The sequence below is a fragment of the uncultured Tateyamaria sp. genome (assembly GCF_947503045.1).
GTDB lineage: Bacteria > Pseudomonadota > Alphaproteobacteria > Rhodobacterales > Rhodobacteraceae > Tateyamaria.
Genome location: NZ_CANNCF010000001.1, coordinates 1,656,979 through 1,682,296, shown reverse-complemented (window position 1 = coordinate 1,682,296; position 25,318 = coordinate 1,656,979). Strand labels below are relative to the sequence as shown.

Annotated in this window: 25 protein-coding genes; 8 read left to right on the top strand and 17 right to left on the bottom strand. The window is 59.8% G+C overall.

Going from position 1 to position 25,318, the window contains the following annotated elements:
* Positions 1 to 626: 626 nt before the first annotated feature.
* The 13 genes from Q1A89_RS08425 to Q1A89_RS08365 form a co-directional block, all read right to left on the bottom strand.
* The gene (locus Q1A89_RS08425; protein WP_299725992.1) at positions 627 to 1,928 is read right to left on the bottom strand and encodes a multicopper oxidase family protein; all 1,302 of its coding nucleotides are present in this window, start codon (positions 1,926 to 1,928) and stop codon (positions 627 to 629) included.
* A gap of 52 nt (positions 1,929 to 1,980) precedes the next feature.
* Entirely contained in the window at positions 1,981 to 2,778 is a 798-nt protein-coding gene (locus Q1A89_RS08420) for a substrate-binding domain-containing protein (RefSeq protein ID WP_299725989.1), read from the bottom strand.
* Positions 2,775 to 3,476, bottom strand: coding sequence for an ATP-binding cassette domain-containing protein (locus tag Q1A89_RS08415; RefSeq protein ID WP_299726175.1), 702 nt, complete (start codon positions 3,474 to 3,476; stop codon positions 2,775 to 2,777). Before Q1A89_RS08415 ends, Q1A89_RS08420 begins: the two co-directional genes overlap by 4 nt.
* Positions 3,477 to 3,484: 8 nt before the next feature.
* Positions 3,485 to 4,189 (bottom strand): ABC transporter permease, encoded by a 705-nt coding sequence (locus Q1A89_RS08410; protein ID WP_299725986.1) that lies wholly within the window; start codon positions 4,187 to 4,189, stop codon positions 3,485 to 3,487.
* 31 nt (positions 4,190 to 4,220) lie between these two features.
* Complete coding sequence (locus Q1A89_RS08405; protein ID WP_299725983.1) at positions 4,221 to 4,349, bottom strand: hypothetical protein; 129 nt, start codon at positions 4,347 to 4,349, stop codon at positions 4,221 to 4,223.
* A 1-nt stretch (position 4,350) separates the two neighbouring features.
* A complete protein-coding gene (locus tag Q1A89_RS08400; RefSeq protein WP_299725980.1) occupies positions 4,351 to 5,670 on the bottom strand; it encodes a c-type cytochrome in 1,320 nt (439 codons plus the stop codon).
* Positions 5,671 to 6,870 (bottom strand): formate dehydrogenase subunit gamma, encoded by a 1,200-nt coding sequence (locus tag Q1A89_RS08395; RefSeq protein WP_299725977.1) that lies wholly within the window; start codon positions 6,868 to 6,870, stop codon positions 5,671 to 5,673.
* A 78-nt stretch (positions 6,871 to 6,948) separates the two neighbouring features.
* The gene (fdh3B, locus tag Q1A89_RS08390; RefSeq protein ID WP_025053709.1) at positions 6,949 to 7,542 is read right to left on the bottom strand and encodes a formate dehydrogenase FDH3 subunit beta; all 594 of its coding nucleotides are present in this window, start codon (positions 7,540 to 7,542) and stop codon (positions 6,949 to 6,951) included.
* 12 nt (positions 7,543 to 7,554) lie between these two features.
* Positions 7,555 to 10,449, bottom strand: a complete 2,895-nt coding sequence (locus Q1A89_RS08385; protein WP_299725963.1) for a formate dehydrogenase subunit alpha — start codon at positions 10,447 to 10,449, stop codon at positions 7,555 to 7,557.
* Between the two features lie 78 nt (positions 10,450 to 10,527).
* Complete coding sequence (locus Q1A89_RS08380; RefSeq protein ID WP_299725960.1) at positions 10,528 to 10,716, bottom strand: twin-arginine translocation signal domain-containing protein; 189 nt, start codon at positions 10,714 to 10,716, stop codon at positions 10,528 to 10,530.
* Between the two features lie 53 nt (positions 10,717 to 10,769).
* Positions 10,770 to 11,372: a molecular chaperone TorD family protein gene (locus tag Q1A89_RS08375; protein WP_299725957.1), complete on the bottom strand. Its 603-nt coding sequence runs from the start codon at positions 11,370 to 11,372 to the stop codon at positions 10,770 to 10,772.
* Positions 11,369 to 11,968: a DUF3306 domain-containing protein gene (locus Q1A89_RS08370; protein ID WP_299725954.1), complete on the bottom strand. Its 600-nt coding sequence runs from the start codon at positions 11,966 to 11,968 to the stop codon at positions 11,369 to 11,371. The genes Q1A89_RS08375 and Q1A89_RS08370 overlap by 4 nt, the downstream gene beginning before the upstream one ends.
* Positions 11,965 to 12,495 (bottom strand): DUF3305 domain-containing protein, encoded by a 531-nt coding sequence (locus tag Q1A89_RS08365; RefSeq protein WP_299726172.1) that lies wholly within the window; start codon positions 12,493 to 12,495, stop codon positions 11,965 to 11,967. Before Q1A89_RS08365 ends, Q1A89_RS08370 begins: the two co-directional genes overlap by 4 nt.
* Positions 12,496 to 12,800: 305 nt before the next feature.
* Between Q1A89_RS08365 and Q1A89_RS08360 the strand changes: the two genes are divergently transcribed.
* Positions 12,801 to 14,750: a 4Fe-4S binding protein gene (locus Q1A89_RS08360; protein WP_299725951.1), complete on the top strand. Its 1,950-nt coding sequence runs from the start codon at positions 12,801 to 12,803 to the stop codon at positions 14,748 to 14,750.
* On the opposite strand, the gene Q1A89_RS08355 is transcribed toward Q1A89_RS08360, so the two are convergent.
* Positions 14,744 to 15,469 (bottom strand): hypothetical protein, encoded by a 726-nt coding sequence (locus Q1A89_RS08355; RefSeq protein WP_299725948.1) that lies wholly within the window; start codon positions 15,467 to 15,469, stop codon positions 14,744 to 14,746. The two genes, Q1A89_RS08360 and Q1A89_RS08355, sit on opposite strands and share 7 nt — an antisense overlap.
* Positions 15,470 to 15,563: 94 nt before the next feature.
* Between Q1A89_RS08355 and Q1A89_RS08350 the strand changes: the two genes are divergently transcribed.
* The 4 genes from Q1A89_RS08350 to Q1A89_RS08335 are packed head-to-tail and all read left to right on the top strand — an operon-like array spanning position 15,564 to position 18,008.
* The gene (locus Q1A89_RS08350) at positions 15,564 to 15,755 is read left to right on the top strand and encodes a DUF6494 family protein (protein ID WP_299725945.1); all 192 of its coding nucleotides are present in this window, start codon (positions 15,564 to 15,566) and stop codon (positions 15,753 to 15,755) included.
* Positions 15,756 to 16,811: an Mrp/NBP35 family ATP-binding protein gene (locus tag Q1A89_RS08345; RefSeq protein WP_299725942.1), complete on the top strand. Its 1,056-nt coding sequence runs from the start codon at positions 15,756 to 15,758 to the stop codon at positions 16,809 to 16,811.
* Positions 16,808 to 17,512: a biotin/lipoate--protein ligase family protein gene (locus Q1A89_RS08340; RefSeq protein ID WP_299725939.1), complete on the top strand. Its 705-nt coding sequence runs from the start codon at positions 16,808 to 16,810 to the stop codon at positions 17,510 to 17,512. Before Q1A89_RS08345 ends, Q1A89_RS08340 begins: the two co-directional genes overlap by 4 nt.
* A gap of 1 nt (position 17,513) precedes the next feature.
* Complete coding sequence (locus tag Q1A89_RS08335; protein WP_299725937.1) at positions 17,514 to 18,008, top strand: DUF6505 family protein; 495 nt, start codon at positions 17,514 to 17,516, stop codon at positions 18,006 to 18,008.
* Between the two features lie 272 nt (positions 18,009 to 18,280).
* On the opposite strand, the gene Q1A89_RS08330 is transcribed toward Q1A89_RS08335, so the two are convergent.
* The 3 genes from Q1A89_RS08330 to Q1A89_RS08320 form a co-directional block, all read right to left on the bottom strand.
* Complete coding sequence (locus Q1A89_RS08330; protein WP_299725934.1) at positions 18,281 to 18,478, bottom strand: hypothetical protein; 198 nt, start codon at positions 18,476 to 18,478, stop codon at positions 18,281 to 18,283.
* A gap of 199 nt (positions 18,479 to 18,677) precedes the next feature.
* The gene (locus Q1A89_RS08325) at positions 18,678 to 21,725 is read right to left on the bottom strand and encodes an efflux RND transporter permease subunit (protein ID WP_299725931.1); all 3,048 of its coding nucleotides are present in this window, start codon (positions 21,723 to 21,725) and stop codon (positions 18,678 to 18,680) included.
* A gap of 3 nt (positions 21,726 to 21,728) precedes the next feature.
* On the bottom strand, positions 21,729 to 22,973 hold the full coding sequence (locus tag Q1A89_RS08320) for an efflux RND transporter periplasmic adaptor subunit (protein WP_299725928.1): 1,245 nt from the start codon (positions 22,971 to 22,973) through the stop codon (positions 21,729 to 21,731).
* A gap of 77 nt (positions 22,974 to 23,050) precedes the next feature.
* Between Q1A89_RS08320 and Q1A89_RS08315 the strand changes: the two genes are divergently transcribed.
* The 3 genes from Q1A89_RS08315 (at position 23,051) to Q1A89_RS08305 (ending at position 25,307) form a co-directional block, all read left to right on the top strand.
* Complete coding sequence (locus Q1A89_RS08315; protein WP_299725926.1) at positions 23,051 to 23,488, top strand: potassium channel family protein; 438 nt, start codon at positions 23,051 to 23,053, stop codon at positions 23,486 to 23,488.
* A gap of 157 nt (positions 23,489 to 23,645) precedes the next feature.
* Positions 23,646 to 24,293: a hypothetical protein gene (locus tag Q1A89_RS08310; RefSeq protein WP_299725922.1), complete on the top strand. Its 648-nt coding sequence runs from the start codon at positions 23,646 to 23,648 to the stop codon at positions 24,291 to 24,293.
* Between the two features lie 12 nt (positions 24,294 to 24,305).
* Positions 24,306 to 25,307 carry a hypothetical protein gene (locus tag Q1A89_RS08305; RefSeq protein WP_299725919.1) on the top strand — a complete coding sequence of 334 codons (1,002 nt, stop codon included), beginning with the start codon at positions 24,306 to 24,308 and terminating at the stop codon, positions 25,305 to 25,307.
* The last annotated feature ends 11 nt before the right edge of the window (positions 25,308 to 25,318 follow it).

The following is a 25,318-nucleotide window of genomic DNA, read 5'->3' as shown; positions in this document are numbered from 1 at the left end:
CCGGACAGACGACAGTACTGACGAAACGACCGCGAAAATCGCTAAAAAACTCTTGCAATGCAGGAGCCACCCACAGAAGACGTTCAGGCATCTTGCAGTAATAGTCACAGTGGGCTCAGAAACCGCCCTTCGCCAACCCCGATCCGCCGCTTTGCGTAGGATGGGCAATCTGCCCATCACCCCCCAAAAACCTCGTTAAACCCCCGCTCCCCCTTGGCCGTCACCCGGATCACTCGATGCTGCGGTTGCAGCCCGCTCTCTGGACGTTCGCTGCGCGTGCAAAATTTGGACTGCGTGAGCTCACGGTTTGGCGGACGAATTGAGCTTTTGCTGCGACTGCGCCAATGGCAGCCATTGAAGAAACGAGTGGCGTGCGAAACGGTCGTTTTTGGCGATAAAAGAAATTCATGGGTCTTGGCCAAGTTTGAGCTAGCCAAAGTCCGCGATCACGGTACAGGGCGAATTGTCCATGCTGTCCTAGCCCCTAAAACTGTGCCGCTACATTGGTCGCCACTGGTCCATTGGTCCTGTTCGCGGCTCTTGGAAATCCTGTTCCGTGAAGTACAGGGACGGATCACTCGATCTTCAGATCTTGAGTTACGCCTCTCGAAAAGCAGTATGCCAGTCTACCCGACCTTGACCCACGTCTTCATGCCGCGGGCCTGATGACCGAGCATATGACAATGTAGCAACCACCTTCCGGGATTGTCGAAGACGCAGATGATATCGCGGGTTTGTTGCCGATGCAGCAGCGTCGTATCCCGAAACGGACCGAGGGATCCGTCGGGCGCGACCTCATGGAAATGATGGCCGTGCAGGTGAATGCCGTGAGGGAACGCCGTGTCGTTGGTGATCCTGATGCGCACCGTTTCCCCCAGTGCGAAGCGCTGCCAAGGCGCGTCCTGCAGGCCAGAGACGCCATTGAGGCTCCAGATATCGTCGCCTTCATGCTGGCCTCCCATCGCACCACCCTGAAGCGTGAGGTTCAGCAGCTTTGTCGGCTCAGCGGCGGGTCGTGCAATCCTGGCGTTTGGTAAGTTTGCGATGTCATCCCCGCGTGGATTGGGGTTTTCACCCTCGACGGCGATCTCACCCATTTCGTATGGTTCCTGCCGGGTCGGAAAGGCAAACTTGATCATGTCGGACACATCCGCGATGATATCCATGCGCTGCGCTGGGGCGAGCATGATGGCCTGAATTTCCTGTGTCTCGGCCAGTGACATACCGTCAAGTGCAACAATCTTCCCGGCAATTCCAGAAATCTCCAACGGGAAGACTCGCGCCGTGGCGACGTTGATCAGGCGCAGACGCACACGGTCTCCGCGCCTGACGGTACGGACCGATGGGATGACCTTGGCGAAGGTTCCCAGCCGTCCGGCATGGGAGAAATCGTGGCGGTTTCCAAAATCCTTAATCACCTCTCCGGACCGCTCGATGCGCCAGTCATCAACCATGACTGTAATGTCATGATCCACTTCAGGTGGGTTTCGTTCCTCCACGATCAGCGGTCCATAGAGCCCCCGCGCCACCTGTTCCCATGAACGGTTGTGCGAATGATACCAATAGGTCCCGGCATCCGGCAAAGCGAAACGGTAGTCGAACCCCTTCCCGTCTTCGACGAGCGGTTGGGTGAGATACGGCACACCGTCCATCGCGTTGTCTATCCGGATGCCATGCCAATGGATGGCGGAGCCCTCACCTATGGTGTTCTCAAACCGCAGGTCTACGGTATCGCCTTGCTGGAATCGCAACTCCGGTCCCGGGGTTGAGCCGTTGAAGCCGAGCATCTGAGTCGTGCCGTCCCCAGGCGGCAATATCTGCGCCGTGACAGGCTCTGCCCGCAAGACAAACGGGGCGGCCAGCGCGCGTTTTGGAACAGCAATAAGAGCGGCAGAAGCGGTCAGGAAAGTGCGGCGGCTGAGGTGCATGAAACTGGGCCTTTCTTCGCTGATCTTTCTGTGCCGGATCGAAACCGGCGGGTTACGGTGTGGCGTTGAAGGTAAAAAGCGGCTCTCCCGCGATCTTGTAGCCGTTGATCAACTCACGTGCGACGGGCGAGGTCAGCCAGGTTTCCAATCGCATGACGGCGTCACTTTTGACATGAGCGTGGCGGGCGGAATTGACTGGGATAAAGGCGTATTGATTGAACAGGGCCGGATCACCGGAAAAGAGCAGTTCCAGATCCTGCTTGTTGCCGAAGTTCAGCCAACTGGCCCGGTCCGCCATGATATAAGCCTCCAGCCCAGACGCGGTGTTCAGGCTCGCCCCCATCCCTGCGCCAACTGCGTTGTACCACCGACCGGATTGTTCTGGCGCCAGTTCGGCCGCGGCCCAGAGTGACAATTCCTTCTTGTGGGTCCCGCTGTCGTCGCCTCGGCTGACGAAGGGCGCCTTTGTCTGAGCTATCCGTTTCAACGCCGTGACGGCATCCCCAGCATTCGCAATATCGGCAGGGTCCAGCGAAGGCCCGACAAAGACAAAATCATTATACATGATCTCTCGTCGATGGGTGCCAAAGCCCCCCTCAACAAAGGCTTCTTCCGCCTTCCTTGAATGCACAAGGACGGCGTCCACGTCACCGGCTTCCCCCAGCCGGATGGCCTGCCCGGTGCCGACGACCAGCAATTGCACCTCGATCCCGGTATCCCTCTGAATCGCGGGGAGGAGGACATCCGACAGGCCCGAATTGTGGAAACTGGTGGTCACAGCCAGTCTCAGGGTCTCGGCCCGCACCTGAACACCGATCAGGATCAGAATGGCTGTGAGGATGCGGATCATTCGATGATATCTCCATTCAGGAACGCCTGCGCCTCTTCAGTCTGCTGCGCTGAAAAGAAGTCCTGGGCCGTGGCTTGTTCGCGCACCTTTCCATTCAAAAGAAACACCACGTCACTGGCAAGCCGTCGCGCCTGCCCAAGATCATGTGTGGTCATGATAATGCGTGTTCCGGCAGTTGATGCGGCCAGAAGCAGTTTTTCGATCTCGAGGGTCGAGCGTCCATCGAGGTTGGCGCAGGGTTCATCAAGGAACAGCACCTGTGGCTCTCGGATCAAGGCACGTGCGAGGGCCAGTTTCTGCTGTTCTCCCCCGGAGAGGCGTGTCGCGGGCCGGTTAAGTGCATCCTCCAAGCCAATGCGTCCGGACCAGTGGGTAACGCGTTCTGCAATCTCGGCTTTTGGGAAATTCAAAAGCTGCAAAGGGAACGCAAGGTTCTGGCGGACGGAGCGCCGTAACATGATGGGTTTCTGAAAGACGTAAGCCTGTGCTTCACGTGCCTCTTTATCGGGAACAGACCATCTGACCCGCCCACTGGAGAGCCGGGTGACTCCGTGCAGCACTTTGAGAAGCGATGTCTTCCCCGCGCCGTTTGGGCCCAGCACAATTGTGAATCCGGTCCCGCTCAGTGACAGGTCGATGGGCCCCAGCAGCTGCGTGCCACGCCGGGTGATGATGGCCTGTTCCAGTTCGACCGACATGGGATGCTTCACCACCGGCCCTCCCGCTCTGTGCGCGACAGGGCGTGAATTGCGAAATTCACCAGCAAGGCAAGCGCGATCAGGACAAATCCCAGTCCGAGGGCGAGCGTGAAGTCTCCCTTGCCTGTTTCCAACGCAATGGCCGTGGTCAAAACACGCGTGGCGTTGTCGATGTTGCCACCCACAATCATGATCGCGCCGACCTCACCGATTGCGCGCCCGAAACCCGCCAGGGCAGCAGTTAGCAATGTGCGCCTGCCGTCCCGGATCAAGGTCCAGATGCGCTGGCGCTTGGTGGTGTTCAGTGAGATCAGAAGATCGTGGTATTCCGCCCAAAGCTCGCGCATCGCCTGATGCGTGATCGACGCGATGAGCGGGGTGATGATGATCACCTGCGCGATGATCATCGCAGTGGGCGTAAACAACAGCCCCAGCACCCCAAATGGCCCCGAGCGGGACAGGAGCAGGTATACGATCAACCCAACAACCACTGGCGGCAGCCCCATCAGCGCATTCAGCGTAGCGATGGTCAGGCGGCGAAACCGAAAGCGCCTGATCGCGAGCCATGTTCCCAAAGGCAAGGCAATAGCTGAGGCGATAACGAGCGCGGACAGGCTGACTTGCAGGGACCTGAGCGTGATCTGCACGAGATCCGGATCAAGCGTGACGATCAGCCGGAATGCTGCCTGTATGCCGGCCCAGATCTCATTCATGTCGTGGTTGTCAGACCTCTAACTTGGCAAATCAGTCGTCTAGGCGGACAGCCGCGCCTGTCGCCTGCTCCTGGCTTGAGAAGCCCGCTTGCCCAAGAATGAAATCCGCGCCGATTGCGATCACTGCAGTGGCTGCAAACGCTGTGAGCATGGCTTTCATCTCAGTCCTCCGTTTCCGCTGTGGCGCTGCGCAAGAAGTCGATCAGATCGTTCCGGTCGCCTTGCTTGGCTATGCGCTGCATCGGCATCTTGGTCCCCGGAATGTAATGATCGGGGCCAAGGTCAAACAAAGCATTGATCGTCTCTGCTGACCAGACAATTTTGGACCCTTTCAGCGTGTCAGAATAGGCATAATCCCGCACCACACCTGCCTTGCGCCCGAATACGCCGTACAGACTGGGACCGGCCTTGCGTGCGCTATCCTCCGTCAGCGTATGACAGATGGAACACTTGCGTTTGAACTGCCGCTCCCCGTTGGGCAGCGTTTCGGGTTTCTCAAGGAAACTGCGGGTGCCGCCCTGCATCGGGCCATGCTCATCCATCGTCGCGACGGGCCAGGAATAGATGATGTCCTCGATCCCGCCCGCGTGGATGTTCTGTCCGTCGGGCGAAAACGCCAGCGCCCAGATCGGGCCCTGCCGCGTTGCGCGAAAATCGCGCGTGATCTTTAGCACCCCAGTGTCGATTACCATGATATAGCCCTGCCCGTCTCCAACGGCGAGTTGGCGGGTGTCCGGATGATAGGCCATCGACAAAATCGGGCGGCGGTCGAGGGTGAAATCTGCGATCTGCGCGCCGGTTGCGCGATCAACGATCCGGGTCCCGCCATCCTGCCCACCATAGGCGATCCAGCCTGCAGTCTCGTCCACGATCAACGTGTTGATGCCGAAGCCGTGCTTTACCAACGTGCGCTGATAGGCGCTCGCCGCCACATCCCAGAGCCGGATAGTGCCATCGACAGAGGCGGAATAGAGCCGCGCGCCATCCAGGCTGAAGGCCACGTCGTTCACGCCCTGTCGATGCCCTTTCAGGAACTGTCCTGCGTCCGGTGATGGATTTGGGGCGTATCCCGCTTCACTCTCCAGCGGCCAAAGCCCGATGCTGTGGTCCCAACTGGCTGTGGCGACAATCCCGGCTGTCTCTGACCAGGCAATATCCGTTACTTTGGCCTGATGCTGACCGATCCGCAGACCCCCGTCTGCCCCGGGCCAAAACCAGATAGCATAGTCATCACCGCCCGAAATCGGCCGGCCCGCCGCGCCGAAGGTGACCGCATTGACGGCCGCACGATGACCTTCCAGCCAGCGCGGGGTCGTGCCATCCCATAGACCGACGGAATTGTCGAAACTGGCGCTGGCAATCTGACCGTCCGGGGACACGGCGAGATCCATGATCGGCCCGCCATGGCCCCTGAGCGTAAAGAATTCCTGTGCTGCCAGCGGGCTGGCCAACAGGATAGCTATGGCCAGAGCCTGACGCATCTACTCGGCAGGGGTTGCACCCTGAGGGGTGTCTGTTTCTTTCGCCTTAACCTCATCGACCCAGAGCGAATGATGCTCGCGCGCCCATTGCTCTTCGACCTGTCCCGTGCCCATGGCATCATATGCGCCTTCCATCCCGACCGAGCCGATGTAGATGTGCGCAAGGATAATGGCCATCAAAGCAAAGCTGACAATCGCATGCCAAAGCTGCGATAGCTGCATCTCTTCATGGGGCGCGAGAGCAGTGGGCAGCTCACCCAATCCAAGTGCTGCAGAAATGCCAAGATTGTTGAGCTTCGCGAAAGTTGGCGCAAACAGGTTGATCTCGAACGGGAAGAGAAGCGCCAAGCCTGAAACGGAGATAGAGGTCCCCAGCACGATCACCGACCAGAATATCAGCTTTTGACCGGCATTGAATTTCTTTGCCGGCGGATGGCCCTTGGAGAATATCCCGCCGCCTTTGAGCAACCAGTTGATGTCCGTGCGGTCCGGAAGGTTGTGGATGACCCACATGACAAAGATCATGATCAGCGCGACCATGAAGGCCCAGGATACGTTGTTGTGAACCCACTTTGACAACAAGGCTACGGTTGCGAACGCCTCGTGCCCGAAAGCCGGGATCAGCACCTTGCGCCCGAACAAGGAGACAAGGCCAGTGATACCAAGGAGGATAAACGATCCCGCCAAGAGCCAATGTCCGAACCGTTCAATCGCTTTGAACCGTTCGATTTTGCGGCCTGTTCTTTCTCCATCAATGCGGATACGGCCCCGGATCAGAAAAAAGAGTACCAGCAGCACGATCGTACCGCCAAGCAGGTAACCACCGTAGGTCGCCAGAGGCCCCTCTCGGAACAGGAGCCAGCGCATACCGCCGTCCTGGATCAAGGTTGTTGCTGCGGGGCCATCGTTCGAGGCGGTGATCTTCGCCTCCCCAAATCGTAGCGCGCGCCAGAGGTCCGGATCAGACGCACCGCCTAGTGTGCCAAGCTGATTGGCAAGACCGGCGGCACCATCCGGATCGCCTATGTTGCTGCGTCGAAAGCTGTTGTCGACCTCCTCCCCCCGCTGCCGCGCCAGGATGTCCTCCAATGTCTGTGCCCCGCCCGTCGCGGAGCGATCCGGCGCGGGTGCATCTTCTTGGGCCTGTGCAATGGTGACGAAAGACAGGGACAGCATCAGGGCCATCAGCATGCGAAACATGGGCTCGGTCCTCTTGAGTGAGCAAAAAAGGGCGACCCGGTTCGGGGCCGCCCTGATCTTGGCTTTTGTCAGGGCGCTTTAGCCGTCGCGCTGACCGTAGGCCGATCCCCAGCCCCAGGCACCGGAACCGAAACCACGTGCAACCACGCGTTCACGGTAGATACCCGACACGACGTCGCCGTCACCCGCCAGAAGCGCCTTGGTCGCGCACATCTCGGCGCAGATCGGCAGCTTGCCTTCCGCGATCCGGTTGCGGCCGTATTTGGCGAACTCGGCGGTGGAGTGTGTTTCCTCGGGGCCGCCGGCGCAGAAGGTACATTTGTCCATCTTGCCACGTGATCCGAAGTTGCCAGCCTGCGGGAACTGCGGCGCGCCGAAGGGGCACGCATAAAAGCAGTAGCCGCAGCCGATGCAGAGGTCCTTGGAGTGGAGCACCACCCCTTCCTCGTTCTGGTAAAAGCAGTCCACGGGGCAGACCGCCATACAAGGCGCATCGGAACAATGCATACAGGCGACCGAGATCGACCGTTCGCCCGGTGAGCCATCGTTGATGGTCACCACCTTGCGGCGGTTGATGCCCCAGGGCACTTCATGTTCGTTCTTACAGGCAGTGACGCAAGCGTTGCATTCAATGCAGCGTTCGGCGTCGACGAGAAACTTTGCTCTTGCCATTGGTAGTCCTCCTTACGCTGACCAGATTTTGCAGAGAGTGGCTTTGGTCTCTTGCATCTGGGTCACTGAATCGTAGCCATAGGTCTGTGCGGTATTGCTACTTTCACCCAGCACATAGGGGTCCGCACCGTCCGGATATTTGTCCCTCAGGTCCACACCTTCCAAGTGCCCTCCAAAGTGGAACGGCATGAAGGCAACGCCCTCACCAACCCGTTCAGTCACCATGGCCATAACCTTGACCTTGGCCCCTTCGGCCCCTTCTACCCAGACCTGTTCGCCGTCACGTACACCAAGATTGTTGGCATCGCGCGTGTTGATTTCGACAAACATGTCCTGCTGAAGTTCAGCCAGCCAGGGGTTGGAGCGGCTTTCATCGCCACCGCCCTCGTATTCCACCAGGCGCCCGGACGTCAGGATCATTGGATAATCCTTCGAGAAGTCCTGCTTCTGGATCGAGGCATACATGGTCGGCAAGCGATAGAACTTGCGATCCTCGTATGTCGGGTAGTCGGCCACAAGATCGCGGCGGTTGGTATAAAGTGGCTCGCGGTGAACCGGCACAGGGTCCGGGAACGTCCAGACAACCGCGCGCGCCTTGGCGTTGCCAAAGGGCGCACATTCATGCGCGATGGCCACCCGCTGGATGCCGCCCGAAAGGTCGGTTTTCCAGTTGGTTTTCGGGCCCGCGATACCGTCGATGACAGCGCGTTCTTCTGCTGTCAGCTCGCTGTCCCAACCAAGGTCCATCAACATCTGCATGGTGAACTCGGGATATCCGTCCTGAATATCAGAATCCAGGCTGTAGACACCTTCGGCCAGCAGATTGTCACCATCGCGTTCCACACCGAAACGGGCGCGGAAAGTCAGGCCACCCTCCGAGACACGTTTGGACATGTCATAGAGGTTGGGGGTGCCGGGATGGTTCATCTCGGCGGTGCCCCAGCTTGGCCATGGAAGACCGTAATAGTCGCCATCCGCTGGGCCGCCCACCGCTTGCAGTGTGGTGCGGTCAAACGTGTGCTGGTTGGCCATGTGCATCTTGATGCGGTCCGGGTCCTGTCCGGTATAGCCAATGGTCCACATGCCCTTGTTGAACTCGCGGGTGATGCTTTCCACGTTCGGGGTTTCCGCGTCTTCCATCTCGATGTTGCGGAAGAACCTGTCGCCCCAGCCGAACTTGTTGACGAACTTGGCCATGATGACCTCGTCCGGCAAGCTTTCGAACAACGGATCGACCACCTTGTCGCGCCACTGGAAGCTGCGGTTTGAGGCGGTGACAGAGCCGCGCGTCTCAAACTGCGTACAGGCGGGCAGCAGGTAAACGCCATCCGTCCGGTCATGCAGAACGGCAGAAACAGTTGGATAGGGATCGACCACCACGAGCATATCGAGCTGCTCCATCGCGGTCTTCATTTCCTTCATCCGGGTCTGAGAGTTCGGCGCATGTCCCCAAAGCACCATGGCACGCACCTTGTTGGGGTTGTCCATGTTCTCAGGGTCTTCGAGCACGCCATCGATCCAGCGGCTGACGGGGATACCGGTGAGGTTCTGCAGGGACTTATCCTTGCCATCCGCATCCTTGGTCATCGCGAACTGGCCTTTCAGCCAATCGGCGTCCTCTTCCCAGACACGTGCCCAATGCTCCCATGCGCCTGCGGACAGGCCATAGTAGCCGGGCAGCGTGTGAGACAGAACACCAAGGTCTGTTGCACCCTGCACGTTGTCGTGGCCGCGGAAGATGTTCGTCCCGCCACCCGAAGTGCCCATATTGCCAAGGGCCAGCTGCAGTACACAGTACGCACGCGTATTGTTGTTGCCGTTGGTGTGCTGCGTACCACCCATACACCAAATCACGGTGCCGGGACGGTTGTTCGCCATGGTCCGCGCAACGCGCTTGAGCTGAGAACCGGGCGCGCCGGTCACGCGCTCCACCTCGTCTGGTGTCCAGCGGGCGACTTCTTCCTTGATCTGGTCCATGCCCCAGACACGGGTGCGGATGAACTCTTTGTCCTCCCAGCCGTTCTCGAAGATGTGCCAGAGGATACCCCAGACCAGCGCCACGTCCGTACCGGGACGGAAGCGGACATATTCATCCGCATGGGCCGCCGTGCGTGTGAAACGTGGGTCACAGACGATCACCGGCGCGTTGTTCTGCTCTTTCGCGCGCAACAGGTGCAGCAGGGACACGGGATGCGCCTCGGCGGGGTTGCCGCCGATGATGAAGATCGCCTTGGAATTGTGGATGTCGTTGTAGCTGTTGGTCATCGCACCATAGCCCCAGGTGTTTGCAACACCGGCAACCGTGGTGGAGTGACAGATACGCGCCTGGTGATCCACGTTATTCGTGCCCCAATAGGCGGCGAACTTGCGGAACAGGTAGGCCTGTTCATTGTTATGCTTGGCCGAGCCCAGCCAGTAGACTGAATCCGGTCCGCTTTCCTCGCGGATGTTCATCATGCCATCGCCAATTTCGTCGATGGCCTGCTCCCATGAGATGCGCTTCCACTCACCACCCTCTTTCTTCATCGGGTACTTGAGGCGGCGTTCTCCATGGGCGTGCTCGCGTACGGCGGCCCCTTTGGCGCAGTGGGCACCAAGGTTGAATGGGCTGTCCCAGCCGGGTTCCTGACCTGTCCAGACGCCATTGCTGACCTCTGCCACAACGGTACAACCGACCGAGCAGTGGGTGCAGACGGATTTGACAAGATCAACCTTGCCAGTTGCCGTCGCCGCCGCATTCGCTTGGGTCACCGTCCCGCCCGTGGCGGAAATCGCGGCAAGGCCACCAATGGCCAGCCCCGATCCGCGCAGGAACGCGCGGCGGTCTACGGATTTGTCTGCGATGTCTGATAGTATGCCGGTCCGCTGGGGGCGTCGCGCAACCCCGTTGGTTTTTTTCTTCAGCATGTGTCTTCCTCCCTTGATCCTGACAGTCGGGCGTCACGCAACCAGTCGTCAGGACGTTTAGTTAGAAGCGTCCGGGTTTCAGAACCGGGCGCTGTCGAGATAGGCGCGGGTATGCGCGGTGTCCTGCATCTTTTCCGATGTCGGATCGACCGGCTGAGCCTCGGCCGTGTTCGCGCCAGCGGCAAGCGCCACGGCGGCAACCGGCGCGGACGTACCTGCCAGTTTCAGAAAGTCGCGGCGATTGGTCGCCTCGTTTTCCTTGGTCATGGGATGTCTCCCTCCTCATTGTGGCGGGCATCCCCGCCGTGTTTTGCGCGCCCTTACGCGCTCATCCGAAACGCTTCGCGTTCGATATCCATAAATTCGCGCCCCACTGCGCCCAGTGAGGCGTAGAGGATCGAGTTCTTCGCCGCCTCCAGATCGGCAAAGAACAGCGCCGCCCAAGGCGCGATATGCTTGTTGAAGAATGTCTTTTGATCATCCAGCGTCGCCGCCGGACCAAAGCGGCCCACGATCATGCCCGCCATCATCTCCATCAAGGACGCGATGTTGTCTTCGGGTTCATAGACGTTGGGCGCACGGGTCATTGCCCGGGCAGCCATGTCGGAACGGAGCGTCGCCAGCGGCTTTTCATTGAGAAACCCGGTGAGATAGTAGCTGGCATAGGGTAACAACTCTCCCCGGCCCAGACCGACGAACAACGCGTTGAACTCGCTTTCCACCTTAACGGGCTTGCTGGCCTTGGCGACCCGCGACAAACCCGCGATCGCCTGACCCATCGGGCTATCGTCACCCGAAAGACCAGCACATTGGTTCAGCAGCAACTGATCTGGCGGGCCCGAGAGCATGAGGCCCAGAAAGTTGTAAAGATCGGCCCGCAAGCGATCCTCAGATGCGACGGCGATGTCTTCGGCAGCGTTCACGCTGTTTCCTCACTTCGAAATGTCATGCGGCGCGGCTTCGGACTGTCATAAGTGTCGATGTCCTCAACCACTTCAGCGACCTCATCCGTCTGCACCGGCTCTTCTTCTTCCACAGCAGCCAGGAGCACTTCCTCGTCTTCGCCGGGATGTTCTTCGATCTCTTCCGGCTCTGACGGCTTCTGAGCCTCTTCGGCCTGCCGTGCCATTTCCTCGACATGTTTCAGCATGCCCTTGCCGACCTGATACGCGGTCTGAAGGTTCTCCACGACAGTGGCGCTGTCAGTGAAATCCTCTCCGTAATCAACCAGCATATCCACGTTGGCGAGTACCGGATTGCTGCGCCACAGGGTCCGCAGCGCGCGGCGGCGAATGCGATCTGGAACGGTCTTGGACATAAAGGCCGTGAAATCATCGCCCATCTGCAAGGCATCTGGGTCCGGCAAGTTCAGTTCGACCAGGATCTCCGCGTCGCTCTTTTGTTCAAGGGCAGAACACTCCTCGGCCAAGGCGCGCGCGTCGACGGCCGCCTTCTCGGCTTCCGCTTCAGCGGTGACGCCTGCCTTGCGGCGGCCCCAAAAGGAATGCTCAGTGTTCAATGCACCCGCTCCTTGCGCGACGGTGCGCGATAGACGTCCGCTGTCTGGCGGATACGCGGGTCTCCGATGCCATCTTCCTTGAGGTCGACACGTTTCTTGTCGCGGCGACGTTTGATAAACACCTCGTCCTCATGGTGTTTGTCCGTGAACGCCCTGATCCAGGCAACGAGCCCTTCGGGCATGGGCACCTTTTCGACCAATTCCTCTCCGGTGTCCGCGTAATCCTGCGCCTCGTAGGGAGACGCTGTTGCGAGGACGATATCGAACGGTTCATCCCCTTCGCTCTCTCGCATGACGACGTATATCGCTGGCACCTTGGCAGAGAGCCCGTGTAAGTAGGCTTCCGTATCCGTACGAAAAAGCTCAAGCGGAACTGTGGCGGCATGAAACTCGACCGATTCACCTTCACGGCGCAGCTCTTTCCAGCCTGCATCCGCAGCGCCGGGCAAGACTGCGGACGCCTTCCAGACATGCCGGTCCCAGCGGGTCACGCCCGGTGTCCTGCGTATGACAACCCCCAAAGGGATCGAAACAGATTTTTCGGCATCCTGGATGGGGTCTCTCCTGATCGAGGCGGTGGCTTTGCCAAAGTCTGTATGACCTTGGGACAATTTCAAAGCCTTTTCTTGCATCCCATTGCATACCGACCACCGTCGCTGCGACGCGGAAACTTTTTGCATTGGGATTGCTCAACGTTTTAAGGGTCAAGTTTGCAAGCGCAGCATTGGGCGGGGTCGGGTTGCTGCCAAAAAATAAGGTTTACGCCACCTCAGAATCACGGCTAGCCTGACGCGTGCTGAACGGACGTGTTGCTTGCTGAAAGGAATTTGGAATGGCAAAAAAGCTCGTCCTATGTGACTGCCTTGGCAGCCAAAATATCGATGCAGAGAAGATATCTGATGGGTGCGGGCTTGCCTGTTCCAAGGTCTATACAAGCCTGTGTATGGATCAGGTCGAAGAGGCCGCCAAGGAAATCACGCACGGAAATGTCATCATCGCCTGCCAGCAGGAGCGCGCCCGGTTCCAAGATCTGGCCGCCGAGTTGGACGTTGAGACACCTGGTTTTGTTGATCTGCGGGATCGTGCCGGCTGGGGCGAAGGTGACGCGCTCCCCAAAATGGCAGCTCTGGCCGCAGAAGCCGTGCTGCCGCTGGCGATTGGCAAGTCCGTCGACGTGGTCTCGGAAGGGACCTGTCTTGTGATCGGCGGAGAGGCCGCGCTGCGCGCAGCGTCTGAGCTTTGCGATGTGCTGGCGGTAACTGTCCTGCTCGAAGACGCGAGCCTTGTTCCACCGGACCGCCGCTTTGATTGCGTTGTAGGTTCCACGCGCAGTGCCTCAGGCGCGCTTGGCGGATTCAGCGTAAAGTTCACCGAATTGCAGGAAGTGAAACCAGGCGGGCGCGGCGCGTTCGAACTTGGGGCACCCCTGAAGAACGCAGCATCGAACTGCGACATCATCCTTGATCTGACCGGGGGCACGCCGTTGTTCCCCGCACCCGAAAAGCGTGAAGGCTATCTGCGGGCAGATCCGTCTCATCCGCCTTCTGTCGCACGTGCAGTATTATCCGCTTCACAAATGATCGGCACCTTTGAAAAACCGCTCTATGTGCGGCTGGAAACCAGCCTGTGTGCCCACAGCCGGGCAGAGAAGCCCGCCTGTTCAAACTGCCTGAACGTCTGCCCAACGGGCGCTATCACCTCTGCGGGTGATCACGTGGCCATCGATCCCATGATTTGTGCTGGTTGCGGGTCGTGTTCCGCAGTCTGTCCGTCCGGCGCGATTGCCTATGACGCGCCGCCCGTGGATACCGTGTTCAAACGGCTTGATGTGCTTGCCTCGACCTATAGAAATGCGGGCGGCAAGAACGCAAGTCTGCTGGTTCATGATGCGGATCATGGTTTGGAAATGATCTCCCTTGCGGCGCGGTTCGGTCGGGGGCTGCCCGCGCATGTGATTCCGCTGGAGGTGGACGCCCTGTCCGGGTTCGGCCACGCGGAAATGATGGCGGCACTTGCCTGCGGGTTTGGCCGTGTTGATATCCTGATTTCGCCCACATCCGAGCTTGCGGTGATTGAGGGACAGCAGACGCTGACCGCAGCGTTGGCAGGGAATGAAAACGCGGTTCGGCTGTTGCATCCCGCAGACCCGGACGCCCTGTGCGATCAATTGTATGAGACGCCGCCTCCGCCGGTCTTGAGCGATCCGATCCTGCCGCTGGGCAGCCGTCGCCAGATCACGCGTCTCGCAGCAAAAGCCCTTCAACCGGATGCTCAGATACTGCCACTGCCCGACAATGCTCCCTATGGCGCAGTGGTCGTGGATACGGAGGCCTGTACGCTCTGCCTGTCCTGTGTATCGCTCTGTCCGTCCGGCGCATTGGGCGACAATCCGGATTTACCACAGCTTCGTTTTCAGGAAGACGCCTGTCTGCAATGCGGACTCTGCAGCAACATCTGCCCTGAGAGCGCAATCACGCTGGCCCCTCAGATGAACCTGACGGACACGGCGTTCGCCCAGCATGTCCTTTACGAAGAGGAACCATTTGCCTGCATCGAATGCGGATCACTTTTTGGGTCGAAGTCCACGGTTGAAAAGATCACCGAGAAACTCGCAGGAAATCATGCAATGTTCCAAACTTCGCAGGCCGCGAAGATGATACAGATGTGTGAAAACTGCCGCATACAAGCGCAATACCACTCAACTGACAACCCGTTTCAGGGCGGCGAGCGCCCACGCGTGCGCACGACCGAGGATTACCTGTCAAAGCGCAAGGATCACTGACTTTGGATGGGTGCGCCAAGATCTGCGGGCGCAATGGAACCGACATATGCAGTGATCGCTTCGATATCATCGACAGATACCTCAACCGGCGCGATGGGTGATGGAAGGCTTGCGGAAAAGGGTTCGGTTATCCCGTCAACCTGGGTGAACGCAGCATGGGGTTTGAGCACGTAGAAGCTCTCAAACCTGTACTGCCAGTCGTCAAAAGTTCGCAGCAGACCAAAGGATGGGGTGGAGCCGATCGCATTCATGCGGTTTTTTTCATTGATCACGTGGCACCGCCCACAGCTTTGCAGGCTTATCTGTTCGCCCAACTCCAGATCACCGGTCAGGTCGACCTCTTGAACCGTTTCCCTCACGCTGACATCGGCGATGAACATCGCCTCCCCATCGGGCGCAAAAGCCTCAATCGTGCGTTTGCCCACATCCGACAGGAGCCATTCCTGAAAAGCATCCGTGTAAGGCCCTTCTGTCCTGGCAAGATGCCAGACGGTGTCACCTTGTCGAAACACCGGCGTTCCTTCGGCGCCGAATGCGGCATCTGCTGGGTCTTGGGTCACCGTGATGCGAACACCGGACTTGAGCGAGAAACGTGGCAGCAGGTGCTTGGGAAAGCCCGTGTCAACCAGCGCCTGTGGCACCTGCAAGCTGAATGCCTTGTCCTGCGCAAGAACCGGAAAGGCCATCAGACCGGCGACAAGACTCACACATTTCAGCATTCCATCTGCTCCATTCCGTGCATCAGGTTGCAAGTCAGCCTAAAGGCGCTAGGGTCGATGCGTCAACTTTTCCTAACGCCCAAGGAGTGCTGCCATGAGTGGCGATTTCAACATGTCGATGCGCAAATTTCTCAAACAGGTGGGCGTTACGTCCCAGCAGGCGATTGAGGAAGCGATGCGCAACGCGGGCGACACATCCGGCAAAAGCTTTGAAGCCAAGGTCGTGCTGACAGTCGATGGCATTGATCTGGAACATACGGTGACCGGCCAGATCGAAGGCGCGTAAGTGGCGCTCTCTCGTGAAGACGTACTTGCCTGCCTGAAGAACATCAAAGCCCCCTCTGGCGTTGATCTGGTTGAGGCCGGATTGGTCCGCGCGCTGAACGTCGAGGACAATGCGGTGCGCTTTGTCATGGAGGTCGACAGCCCTGACGCCCTCATGCCCGCCAAGGTGGAGGCCGAAGAAAAGCTCAAGGCTCTTGGCGCTGACTCTGTGGCCATCGTGATGACGGCCCACAGCCAAAATGCACCACCTCCGGACCTCAAGCCCAACCGCAAGTCAGAACCAAAGGGTCCGGAAAAGATCCCCGGCATTGACCGGATCATCGCCGTGGCCTCCGGCAAGGGCGGCGTTGGGAAATCAACCGTTGCCGCAAATCTAGCCTGTGCCCTGGCGGCGGAAGGGCGGCGCGTGGGGATGCTGGATGCCGATGTCTATGGCCCATCCCAACCGCGCATGCTGGGCGTGTCCGGCAGACCGCAAAGCCCGGACGGCAAGTTGATCCTGCCGCTGCGCAACTTTGGCGTGACGATGATGTCCATTGGCTTGATGACCAACGACGACCAGGCCGTCGTCTGGCGAGGCCCGATGCTGATGGGCGCGTTGCAGCAGATGCTGACGCAGGTCCAATGGGGGGCCCTCGACGTGTTGATCGTGGACCTGCCGCCCGGAACCGGTGACGTGCAGATGACACTGGCGCAAAAGGCACAGCTGGACGGGGCTGTCATCGTTTCCACGCCGCAGGACGTGGCGCTGCTGGATGCGCGCAAGGGCATCGACATGTTCAACCAGATGGGCACGCCGATCCTCGGCATGATTGAGAACATGAGCACGCATATCTGCTCCAACTGCGGCCATGAGGAACACGTTTTCGGCCACGGCGGTGTCGCCGCCGAAGCGGCAAAACTGGGCGTCCCCCTGCTGGCAGAAATCCCGCTGCATCTGGACATTCGCTTGGCTGCCGATGGCGGGGCACCTATCGTGGTGTCAAAACCCGACAGTGCTCAGGCGCAGGGCTTCAGAGCGGTCGCGAAAGCCCTGATAGAGGCCGGCAAGGCATGAGCCTACCCAGCTTCCCTCCGCTGTTCAAAGGCCTTGCTGTTGAGGGGCAGGCTGACCCCTTCGACAAGGCCTGTGTCGAAGCAGTGCGCGGATGCGATGCCGGGTTGGTGGTCTACAATCTTGGTGCGGACACCCTGCGCGCCGCGATTGTCTTTGCGCCAGAAGTGGACTTGGAAGACGCGATGACGATGCTGCCCCTCTGTGGCGTCGGTTTCCAAAATGCCCTGGGTGCCTTGGCCCCACCAGAAGTCGCCGTGCATCTCGAATGGGACGGTGGTTTGCGCATCAACGGCGCGTCCTGCGGCCGATTACAGGTTGCGGCATCAGATACCGACCCCAAGGCACAACCTGCCTGGCTGGTTGTCGGCCTGACCCTGTCACTTTGGCCAAAGAGTGACGATCCGGGTGACACGCCTGAAGAGACGGCGCTCTATTCCGAAGGCTGCGCCGACGTGCAGGCGGACGCCTTGCTGGAGAGTTGGGTCAAGCACACATTGGTCGGGATCAACACATGGCTGGAACAGGGGCCGCCTCCCCTGCACAAGGAATGGCGCGGATTGGCACAAGGCATAGGTGAGGACACAACCATGGCAGGTCATAGTGGCACTTTTCTAGGGGTAGACGAACGCTTTGGCATGTTGCTGCGTGACACCACCACCACACACCTCATCCCGCTGACAACTCTGCTGGAGATACATTGACATGATGCTCGCCCGCGCGATCCACTTTGATGACAGCGACCGCAACGTCTTTCATTCTCCGGCCCGGACAGGGGAGTGGTGCATCGCCGGTGGCTTTGAGTTTTCCAACTGGTCCGAGGCAGACCTGACCGGCAAAGCACGTCAGGCGTTCGCCAACGGATGGCTGGGGGTGGAAACCTTTGGCAGGGTGACCTTTGTGGCGGTAACCCAGATCGAACCGGCGGAGTTCGAGGCGCTCAAGACCGCGCTCGCGTCCCATTTCGTTGAAATGTACGGCGCGCCCTCTATCGATGCGGCCACACAGGTCGCCGAGGACGAATTGCGTCACATGGTGGAGCTTTGCGACGATCAAGAGCCAAACACCCTGCTGACGGTGGCGCGTGAGTTAACGGATGCGGGCGTAAAAGAGAGTTTCCGCATCATTGAATCGCGCGATACCGGACTGGACCAATTCGCGATCCACGGATCGCTGGACACTGACCCAAATCAAGCTTGAGGGACACTGCCGCAACTTCTTTTGTTGAGCGGGACAATAATCAACGGACCTGCGCCCGGCGATGTTGTGAACTGGAGTAAGAGTCCGGTAATCGGTTAACGGCTGGGCGCCGGGAACAAGAAATACCGACCTGGCCGACCAGCGGTGTGTCGGCCAGGAAATGTGGTGAACATCTTCAAAGCTCGATGTGGACTGGAAAAACGTGTTCAAAGGCAAGCGCAGGCCATCGCACTTCGGCTCCCAAATCCATTGAGTTTCAATCCATTTGACGTTCAAGCCGCATATGTGTTGCGCGGGTTGAAAAATTCACCGGAGGCGGCTTTTCTTAGTGCAATAAGCTCTCCATCGTTCATTCGTAGGGAAATTGGAGCATGTCGCGTCTTTTTCCGGCGGCTTGGCTTCGCGTTTTGAGGTCTTGGTTGGTTGCCGTGGTTTCCAAATGTCGCTGTAAGTTGTGCAATCTGTTTCATACCCCGAACTCCTTGGGATCGAACTCATTTGTGGACAGAATTTCTTCGCACTCTTGCAATGCAGTGCAATAGCTCGGTCAAATCATCTGGACGCAACCCCATTTCGCCATCAAAAGAGTTCGAAGTTGGCCCCTTTGGGTCCGCCACTATCTCCTTAGCGCTATCGCCGACATAAGAACGGGCCCATTGGACCGCGCACTTAGGTGCCCGCCACCTCGTTCCCGCCCACGCGGAAAAAGATCGCGTAAAGCGCCGGCACCACGATCAGCGTCAGCACCGTGGCAAAGCTGAGCCCGCAGATGATCACCACCGCCAGTGAGGCAAAGAATGGATCCCACAACAGCGGCACAACGCCCAATACGGTCGTCAGCACGCCCAGAACCACCGGCCTGACCCGACTGACGGCGGCATCGACAATCGCGTCCATGCGCGGCACACCGGCGGCGATCTGGCTGTCGGTCTCGTCGATCAGCACGATGGCTGCCTTGATCAGCAAGCCGGTCAGGGACAACACGCCAAGGATCGCCATGAACTCCAGCGGGGTCTGCGTGCTGGCCAGCCCCCAGATCACCCCGATCAGCGCCAAAGGCACGGTCAGCCAGATGATCAACGGCTGGCGCAACGCGTTGAACAAGAAGATCACCACAAGGATCATCGCCCCAAAGCCAAGGGGCATGGTCGCGGCCAGCCCGGCATTGGCCTCTTGCGAGTTGCCGAATTCGCCCTTCCATTCCAGCGTGTAACCAGGCGGCAGTTCAATCGCCTCAATCGGGCCGCGCACGGCATCAAACAGATCGCCCGATACGACGCCGGGGGCATTGTCGCCCTGCGCGGTGATGGCCAGCTGCCGGTCCACCTTAAGCAGGTTTCCGGCCTCGAACACGATGTCGAACCGGTCCACAACCTGACTGATCGGGATATAACCGCCCGCGATCTGGCTGAACACCTGCACATCGCGCAACGTCGCCACGTCGGTGCGTTCGGATTCGACCGGGCGCATGACCACGTCCAGCAGATCATCCGCCTCGCGGTAGACACCAAGGGTCGTGCCCTTGAGATGCGTGAACAGCGCGCCCGAGATGTCGCCCTGCGTCAGACCCAGACGGCGCGCGTTTTCGGTGTTGATCACCGGGCGGATCACCTGCACCTGCTCGCGCCAGTCATCCTTGACCGCAACCGCGCCCGCCTCATGCAGGACCGCCTTGGCCTCACCCGCAAGGCGGCGCAATTCAACCGGGTCAGGCCCGAAAAACCGCGTCTCGATCTTGGAACCGCCACCGGGGCCCAGAACAAATTTCCAGACCTTGGTGTTGGCCGCCGGATAGGCATCGTTGATCCAGCCCTGAAGATGGGCGCGCAGATCGTCGATGAGCCTAAAGTCCTCGACATCCACGAGGATCTGCCCGTAGGCCGCATTCCGGTCCTCGGATTCGTAAATCAGCATGAACCGCAAATGCCCGCTGCCCACCGCCGTATTTGTCCCCGTGACCCCATCGAGCGTGCGCACATAGGCGTCGATTTCGAGGATGTCGGCCTCAGTCTGCGAGATGTCCGAGCCTTCGGGCAGGAAATAGTCGATCACGAACTGTTCGCGCGACGAGGTCGGGAAAAAGCCGGCGGGCACGTTGCCGAACATCGCAATGGCCGAGGCAAACAGCGCCACAACCACCACTATGGTCACATAGCGCGCGGCAATCGCGCGTTTGAGCAAGGCGCGGTAGCCACCCAGAATTGGGCCTTCGGGCTTTTCCTCGGAGGTGCCCGGCTTCATCAGAACGGTGCAGAAATAGGGGGTCAGCCAGATCGCCACCAGCCACGAAAACAGCAGCGAAATGGCGATGGTCCAGAACAGGCTGCCCGCGTATTCACCCGTGTTGTCTGGCGAAAACCCGATGGGGGAAAAGGCAAGGATGCCCACGATTGTACCGCCCAGCAGCGGCCATTTGGTCTGGTTCACCACCGAGACGGCTGCCGATGCCGGGTCTTCGCCCTTTTGGACGCGCACCAGCGTGCCCTCGACCACGACGATGGCATTGTCCACCAGCATCCCCAGCGCGATGATCAGCGCGCCCAGCGAGATCCGCTGCATATCAAGGCCGTAGGCGTACATCCCAAAGAGCGTGCCTGCCACGGTCACCAGCAGGATGCCCCCCATCAGCAAGCCCGACCGCAACCCCATGAAGATCAGCAATGTGCCCACCACAATGGCCAGCGCCAGCGCGACGTTGAGCACAAAGTCATCAACCGACGCCTTGACCGTGACCGCCTGATCCGAGATCGCCAGAACGTCGATGCCGATGGGGCGCTGGTCGATAAGGGCATCCATCCGCGCCTTGACCGCCTCGCCCATGTTCACGACGTTGCCGCCCAGCGTGTTGGACACACCAATGCCCACCGCAGGCTGCCCGTCGCGGTACAGCAACTCGCTGGCCGGATCGACCAGCCCGCGCGAGATATGGGCGATATCGCCCAGCCGGAAGGACGCGCCGGTCTGCTCGTTGGTGATCAGCAGATCACTTATGGCTTGCGTCGAGGACACGGCACTTTCGGGGCGCACCACCAGCCGGGTCTGCCCCGCCTGAACCGATCCTGCGGGGCGCACAAGGTTCTGCCCTTCGAGGATTTGCGAAATTTGCGTCGGCGACAGCCCCAGTTCGATCAGCCGGGCCGAGGCGTATTCGACATAGATCACCTCGTCCTGCACACCGTTCAGAACCACCTTGGACACGCCGTCAACCGTGACAAGATCGCGCTGCAAGTCCTTGGCGTATTGGTATAATTCACTCAGGGTGAACCCTTCGCCCACCACCGCGAAATACATTGCATAGACGTCACCAAAATCGTCATAGACCTGGCTGGCCAGCGCGCCCGGCGGCAGTGCGCCTTGAGAATCGTCGATCTTGGCGCGCATCTGGGCAAAGCGCTGGTAGAGGTCGGGATAATCCGGCGTCGACTGGATGGTGAACTCCACGTTCACCGTGCTCACACCGGGGGATGAGGTCGAGCGGACCTCGTCCACACCCTGCAATTGCTGCAGCGCGTTTTCGATCACATCGGTGACTTCGGCGGCCACCTCTTCGGCGCTGGCACCGGGGTACGGCGTGATGATCTGCGCCTGCCGGATGATGAATTCAGGGTCCTCGAACCGCGGCAGCGCGGTATAGGCGAAATAGCCCGCAACAAGGATCAGCAGCGTCGAGATCGCAGAGATCAGGCGCTTTTCGATGGCAAATCTGGCCAGATCCATCCCTTATTCCCCGACTTTGGTGATGGGGCGGATGCGCATGCCATCCAAAATCTGGCTGACACCGGCGGCCACGATGCGGTCGCCCTTGGCCAGACCGTCGGTGACGATCACATCCCCGCCCATCGCCTCGCCAAGGCTGACGGTGCGCCGGGCCACATCACCAACGTCATCGACCTGCCAGACAAAAGGCGATCCATCCGCGCCCGCCGCAACAGAGGTCAGCGGAATGCGCAACTGTGCGGCATTGCCGGGCGCCGAGGCGATGACACGCCCCACCATGCCCGGCAGGATCGCCGAGCCTTGCGGCGGAACCACGCTGACGCGCCCGCGATAGGTTTGGGTGGCCGCATCGGCCTGCACCGAAAACTCAACCACTTCGGCCTCAAACACTTCGCCCGGGATCGCATCAAATATCACACGCGTTTCAATGTTCTCCTGACCATTGGCCGACATCGAGACCACATCCGGGCCCGGCACGTCAAAGGCGAGATGGACGCTCGACAGGTTCTGGAGCAGCGCAATACTTTGGCCTGCCTGCACGTTGGTGAAATTGTCGATGTTGCGCCGGGCGATTACGCCGCCAAAAGGGGCGGTCAGCGTCGCGTCAGCAAGGGCATCGCGGGCCGCCTGCAATTGCGCCTCAAGTCCGCGCAGGGACGCTTCGGCGGCTTCGATATCTTCGGCGCGCCCGCCGGATTGGCCGATGACCAGTTGTTCTTCCTGCGCACTCAGATTGGCCTCGGCCACGCGCAGGGTGGCATCATCCTGTTCCTGACGGGCGGCGGCGACAACGCCGCGCTCGACCAGTTCGCGGGTCCGTTCGGCCTGTTCACGGGCCTGATCGACCTGCGCTTGGGCGGACTCAACGGCCGCTTCAAGGGCCACGATCTCTTCGGCGCGGGCACCACTGCGCAGGGCGGACAGTTGGGCAAGGGCCTGATCGCGCGTGCTTTCCAGTTGCGCGACCTGCTGTTCGAAATCGCGTGGGTCCACTTGAGCGATCAAATCCCCCTCGGCCACATCCATCGCGCCACGGATCGGCAATTCGATCACCCGGCCACTGACCCGGAACGACAGATCAACCTCGACCGAAGGCAGCACAATGGCCGGATAGCTGCGCCGGATCGTGCTTTCGGTTTCCTCGACCAGCGCCACCTTGGCGGGCCGCACCCCGTCCTGGGCCTGCGCCCCGCCTGCGCAAAGAATCGAGACTGCAACGCAGTGCAAAAGCCGTTGAACTATTTCCATTGCTCAGCACTTCCTCTCATATGATCCAAGACAGCTTTGATGCTCGCAATCCGCGAGTCAACGGATGGGGACGAATTATGTCGACGTCATTGCAAATCCTGTTTGGCAGTGCCCTGCTGACGGCGTGTGCGCTGCTTCATGTGGCCATTGTCGCGGGCAGCATTCCGCTGATGAAACGCTTGGCCCAGCGGATCGAACACATGCGCCGCAACATGCGCCGTGGGCTGGTGCTGAGCCTTGGTGTGCTGATCATTCTGCTGGCCCACACGGTGCAGGTCTGGACCTGGGCCTTTGTGTTTCTGCTGAGCGCGGCGCTGACCACATTTGCCGAAAGCTTCTATTTCGCGATGGTGACCTACACCACGCTGGGCTACGGCGACCTGATCCTGGGCGAGAGCCTGCGCATCTTTGCAACCTTTGCCGCCGTCACCGGATTGCTGACCTTCGGGATCAGCACCGCGTTCCTGATCAGCCTGCTGAGCAACCTGTTTCCATCTATGTCCACACCATCGTAAGGCCGCGCGCCAAGGCGCTGATTTGGTGTGCCGTTTCGCGCAGTGCCGCGCGCCGGGTCAGAAGAATTGCACCCTACCCCACCTTAATCGTTAACAAATTCAACCAGTCGTGGTATTTGATCCCTATTGAGTTCAAGTTTTTGCGCCGAGGTGAGGCATGACGAATATTGCGGGCAAGGCCTATGCCATGAATGTGGTGACGCCAAGCAACCCCCGGATCACGTGGATCAACCGATTGCTCTTTATGGCGGCGCGCGGAATGCCCGAGCGGCTGGCAGGTCTGTTGGGTCTGTCGCTGATCCACTTTGCGCGCTGGGTCATCATCAAACCCGAGGACTGGCCGGATCTGGGTCAGGGCAAGCAGCGCATCGACAATGACTACATGCTGTTCTGCTCAAATTTCAACGGCACGTGGGATCAGTATATCGACGCCTTTTCCGACGGCATCCCCAACGGTCTGAACCTGTTCTGGTTCTCGGCCACGAAATACCCGCTGTCGATCCCGGTGACCCCGTTCAAGGACTACATCACCCACAACCAGATCAGCACGGATTACTATTACAACGCCACTCCGGGGGCTGCACAGCGCGACATCAAGACGTCGCTTGCCACCTACGATGCGCTGCTTGAGCTGCAAGAGGCGCATCGCACACAAAGCCCCGCAGAGTTCGCCAAGACCTACCGTGCCGCCCTCGCCCGGGTGCAATCGGGGTTCGGCGATGTGGGCTTTGGCCCGGTGGCAAGCCTGAGTACCGAGCGCGCCGACCTCAACCGCGGCGCCTATATCGCCGGCAAGGCCGAGTGAAGGAACACGCACATGCCTGATTTCGACAGCGGCCACATCTTTCTGACCACCTTTGCCCCCATCCGCGACAGCGGGTCGGGCGGGCACAAACACACCTCCTTCACCCAGGACGTGCGCATCGCACTGGCCAAACTGCCCACCGCCCTGCAATCACCCGCCACCGAAAAGATCGGCGTGAACAGCCCCTTTGCACGCAACACGCGCACCCATCTGGCGCGGATGTTTGTGCTCAACGACGTGGTCTACAATGGGCGCGTGGGCAAGAACGCTCTGGCGGCCTCGGTCACCGGCGACGACCCGGCCACGATTCAAGAGGTCGACAGGCTCAACACCTCCTACCTTGTGTTCTGCGCCGATATCGACGCGGTCGAACAGGACGGCGCGCCGCTGCCGACCGAGCTGACCCCCGAGGCGCAAAAGCGCGTGCGCGCCTCTTATGCCCGCAAGCTGTGGGACACGATGGAGGACGAGCTGCGCGACGTCTATGTGAACTGCGTGGGCTTTGACGGGGTCGAAACGGGTGATGATTTCGCCGCTTATCTCGAACGCTGCCATGTGGAAACGACGATGCCGTTCCACGACTATTACCTCAAGATGCCGACCTTCAACCGCCTGCCGGTCAAGGGGTTGCTGATCGGGGTTGGCATACCGCTGGTCTTTACCCTGCTGGCGCTGCTCCTGCGGGTCATGGGTGTGGGCGAAATGCCGGTGATCGGCATGAACACGTTGCTTGCGCTGATCCTCGGGGCGATTGTCACCGGCGGGGCCCTTTATGGGGCTGTGCGCTACGCAATCAGCAACGGAGAAAAACCGCTGCCGCCGGGGGAATATGACGACCTGCCGTCGGTTCTCAAGGCGCTTTATATGCAGCGCAGGTTCTCGGATTTCGTGGTCGACACCCAAGGGGCCAGCGACGCGGACCTGCACAAGGCCTTTGGCGCCTTTGTCGATCAGCACAAACCCGGCGACCGCAGCGGCCCGACACAAGGCCCCGGTGTCATAGGTGCCCCGTGAGCAAAAGGTTT

Bases quoted from the DNA above. Each gene is read 5' to 3' on its own strand.
- Q1A89_RS08340 (WP_299725939.1), top strand. From the start codon at position 16,808: ATGAGCCTACCCAGCTTCCCTCCGCTGTTCAAAGGCCTTGCTGTTGAG.
- Q1A89_RS08405 (WP_299725983.1), bottom strand. From the start codon at position 4,349: ATGAAAGCCATGCTCACAGCGTTTGCAGCCACTGCAGTGATCGCAATC.
- Q1A89_RS08330 (WP_299725934.1), bottom strand. From the start codon at position 18,478: ATGAAACAGATTGCACAACTTACAGCGACATTTGGAAACCACGGCAAC.
- Q1A89_RS08355 (WP_299725948.1), bottom strand. From the start codon at position 15,469: ATGCTGAAATGTGTGAGTCTTGTCGCCGGTCTGATGGCCTTTCCGGTT.
- Q1A89_RS08385 (WP_299725963.1), bottom strand. From the start codon at position 10,449: ATGCTGAAGAAAAAAACCAACGGGGTTGCGCGACGCCCCCAGCGGACC.
- Q1A89_RS08420 (WP_299725989.1), bottom strand. From the start codon at position 2,778: ATGATCCGCATCCTCACAGCCATTCTGATCCTGATCGGTGTTCAGGTG.
- Q1A89_RS08425 (WP_299725992.1), bottom strand. From the start codon at position 1,928: ATGCACCTCAGCCGCCGCACTTTCCTGACCGCTTCTGCCGCTCTTATT.
- Q1A89_RS08315 (WP_299725926.1), top strand. From the start codon at position 23,051: ATGTCGACGTCATTGCAAATCCTGTTTGGCAGTGCCCTGCTGACGGCG.
- Q1A89_RS08310 (WP_299725922.1), top strand. From the start codon at position 23,646: ATGACGAATATTGCGGGCAAGGCCTATGCCATGAATGTGGTGACGCCA.
- Q1A89_RS08335 (WP_299725937.1), top strand. From the start codon at position 17,514: ATGATGCTCGCCCGCGCGATCCACTTTGATGACAGCGACCGCAACGTC.
- fdh3B (WP_025053709.1), bottom strand. From the start codon at position 7,542: ATGGCAAGAGCAAAGTTTCTCGTCGACGCCGAACGCTGCATTGAATGC.
- Q1A89_RS08395 (WP_299725977.1), bottom strand. From the start codon at position 6,870: ATGTTTCGCATGCTGATGGCCCTGATGCTGTCCCTGTCTTTCGTCACC.
- Q1A89_RS08360 (WP_299725951.1), top strand. From the start codon at position 12,801: ATGGCAAAAAAGCTCGTCCTATGTGACTGCCTTGGCAGCCAAAATATC.
- Q1A89_RS08320 (WP_299725928.1), bottom strand. From the start codon at position 22,973: ATGGAAATAGTTCAACGGCTTTTGCACTGCGTTGCAGTCTCGATTCTT.
- Q1A89_RS08410 (WP_299725986.1), bottom strand. From the start codon at position 4,189: ATGAATGAGATCTGGGCCGGCATACAGGCAGCATTCCGGCTGATCGTC.
- Q1A89_RS08325 (WP_299725931.1), bottom strand. From the start codon at position 21,725: ATGGATCTGGCCAGATTTGCCATCGAAAAGCGCCTGATCTCTGCGATC.
- Q1A89_RS08415 (WP_299726175.1), bottom strand. From the start codon at position 3,476: ATGTCGGTCGAACTGGAACAGGCCATCATCACCCGGCGTGGCACGCAG.
- Q1A89_RS08400 (WP_299725980.1), bottom strand. From the start codon at position 5,670: ATGCGTCAGGCTCTGGCCATAGCTATCCTGTTGGCCAGCCCGCTGGCA.
- Q1A89_RS08350 (WP_299725945.1), top strand. From the start codon at position 15,564: ATGAGTGGCGATTTCAACATGTCGATGCGCAAATTTCTCAAACAGGTG.
- Q1A89_RS08305 (WP_299725919.1), top strand. From the start codon at position 24,306: ATGCCTGATTTCGACAGCGGCCACATCTTTCTGACCACCTTTGCCCCC.
- Q1A89_RS08380 (WP_299725960.1), bottom strand. From the start codon at position 10,716: ATGACCAAGGAAAACGAGGCGACCAATCGCCGCGACTTTCTGAAACTG.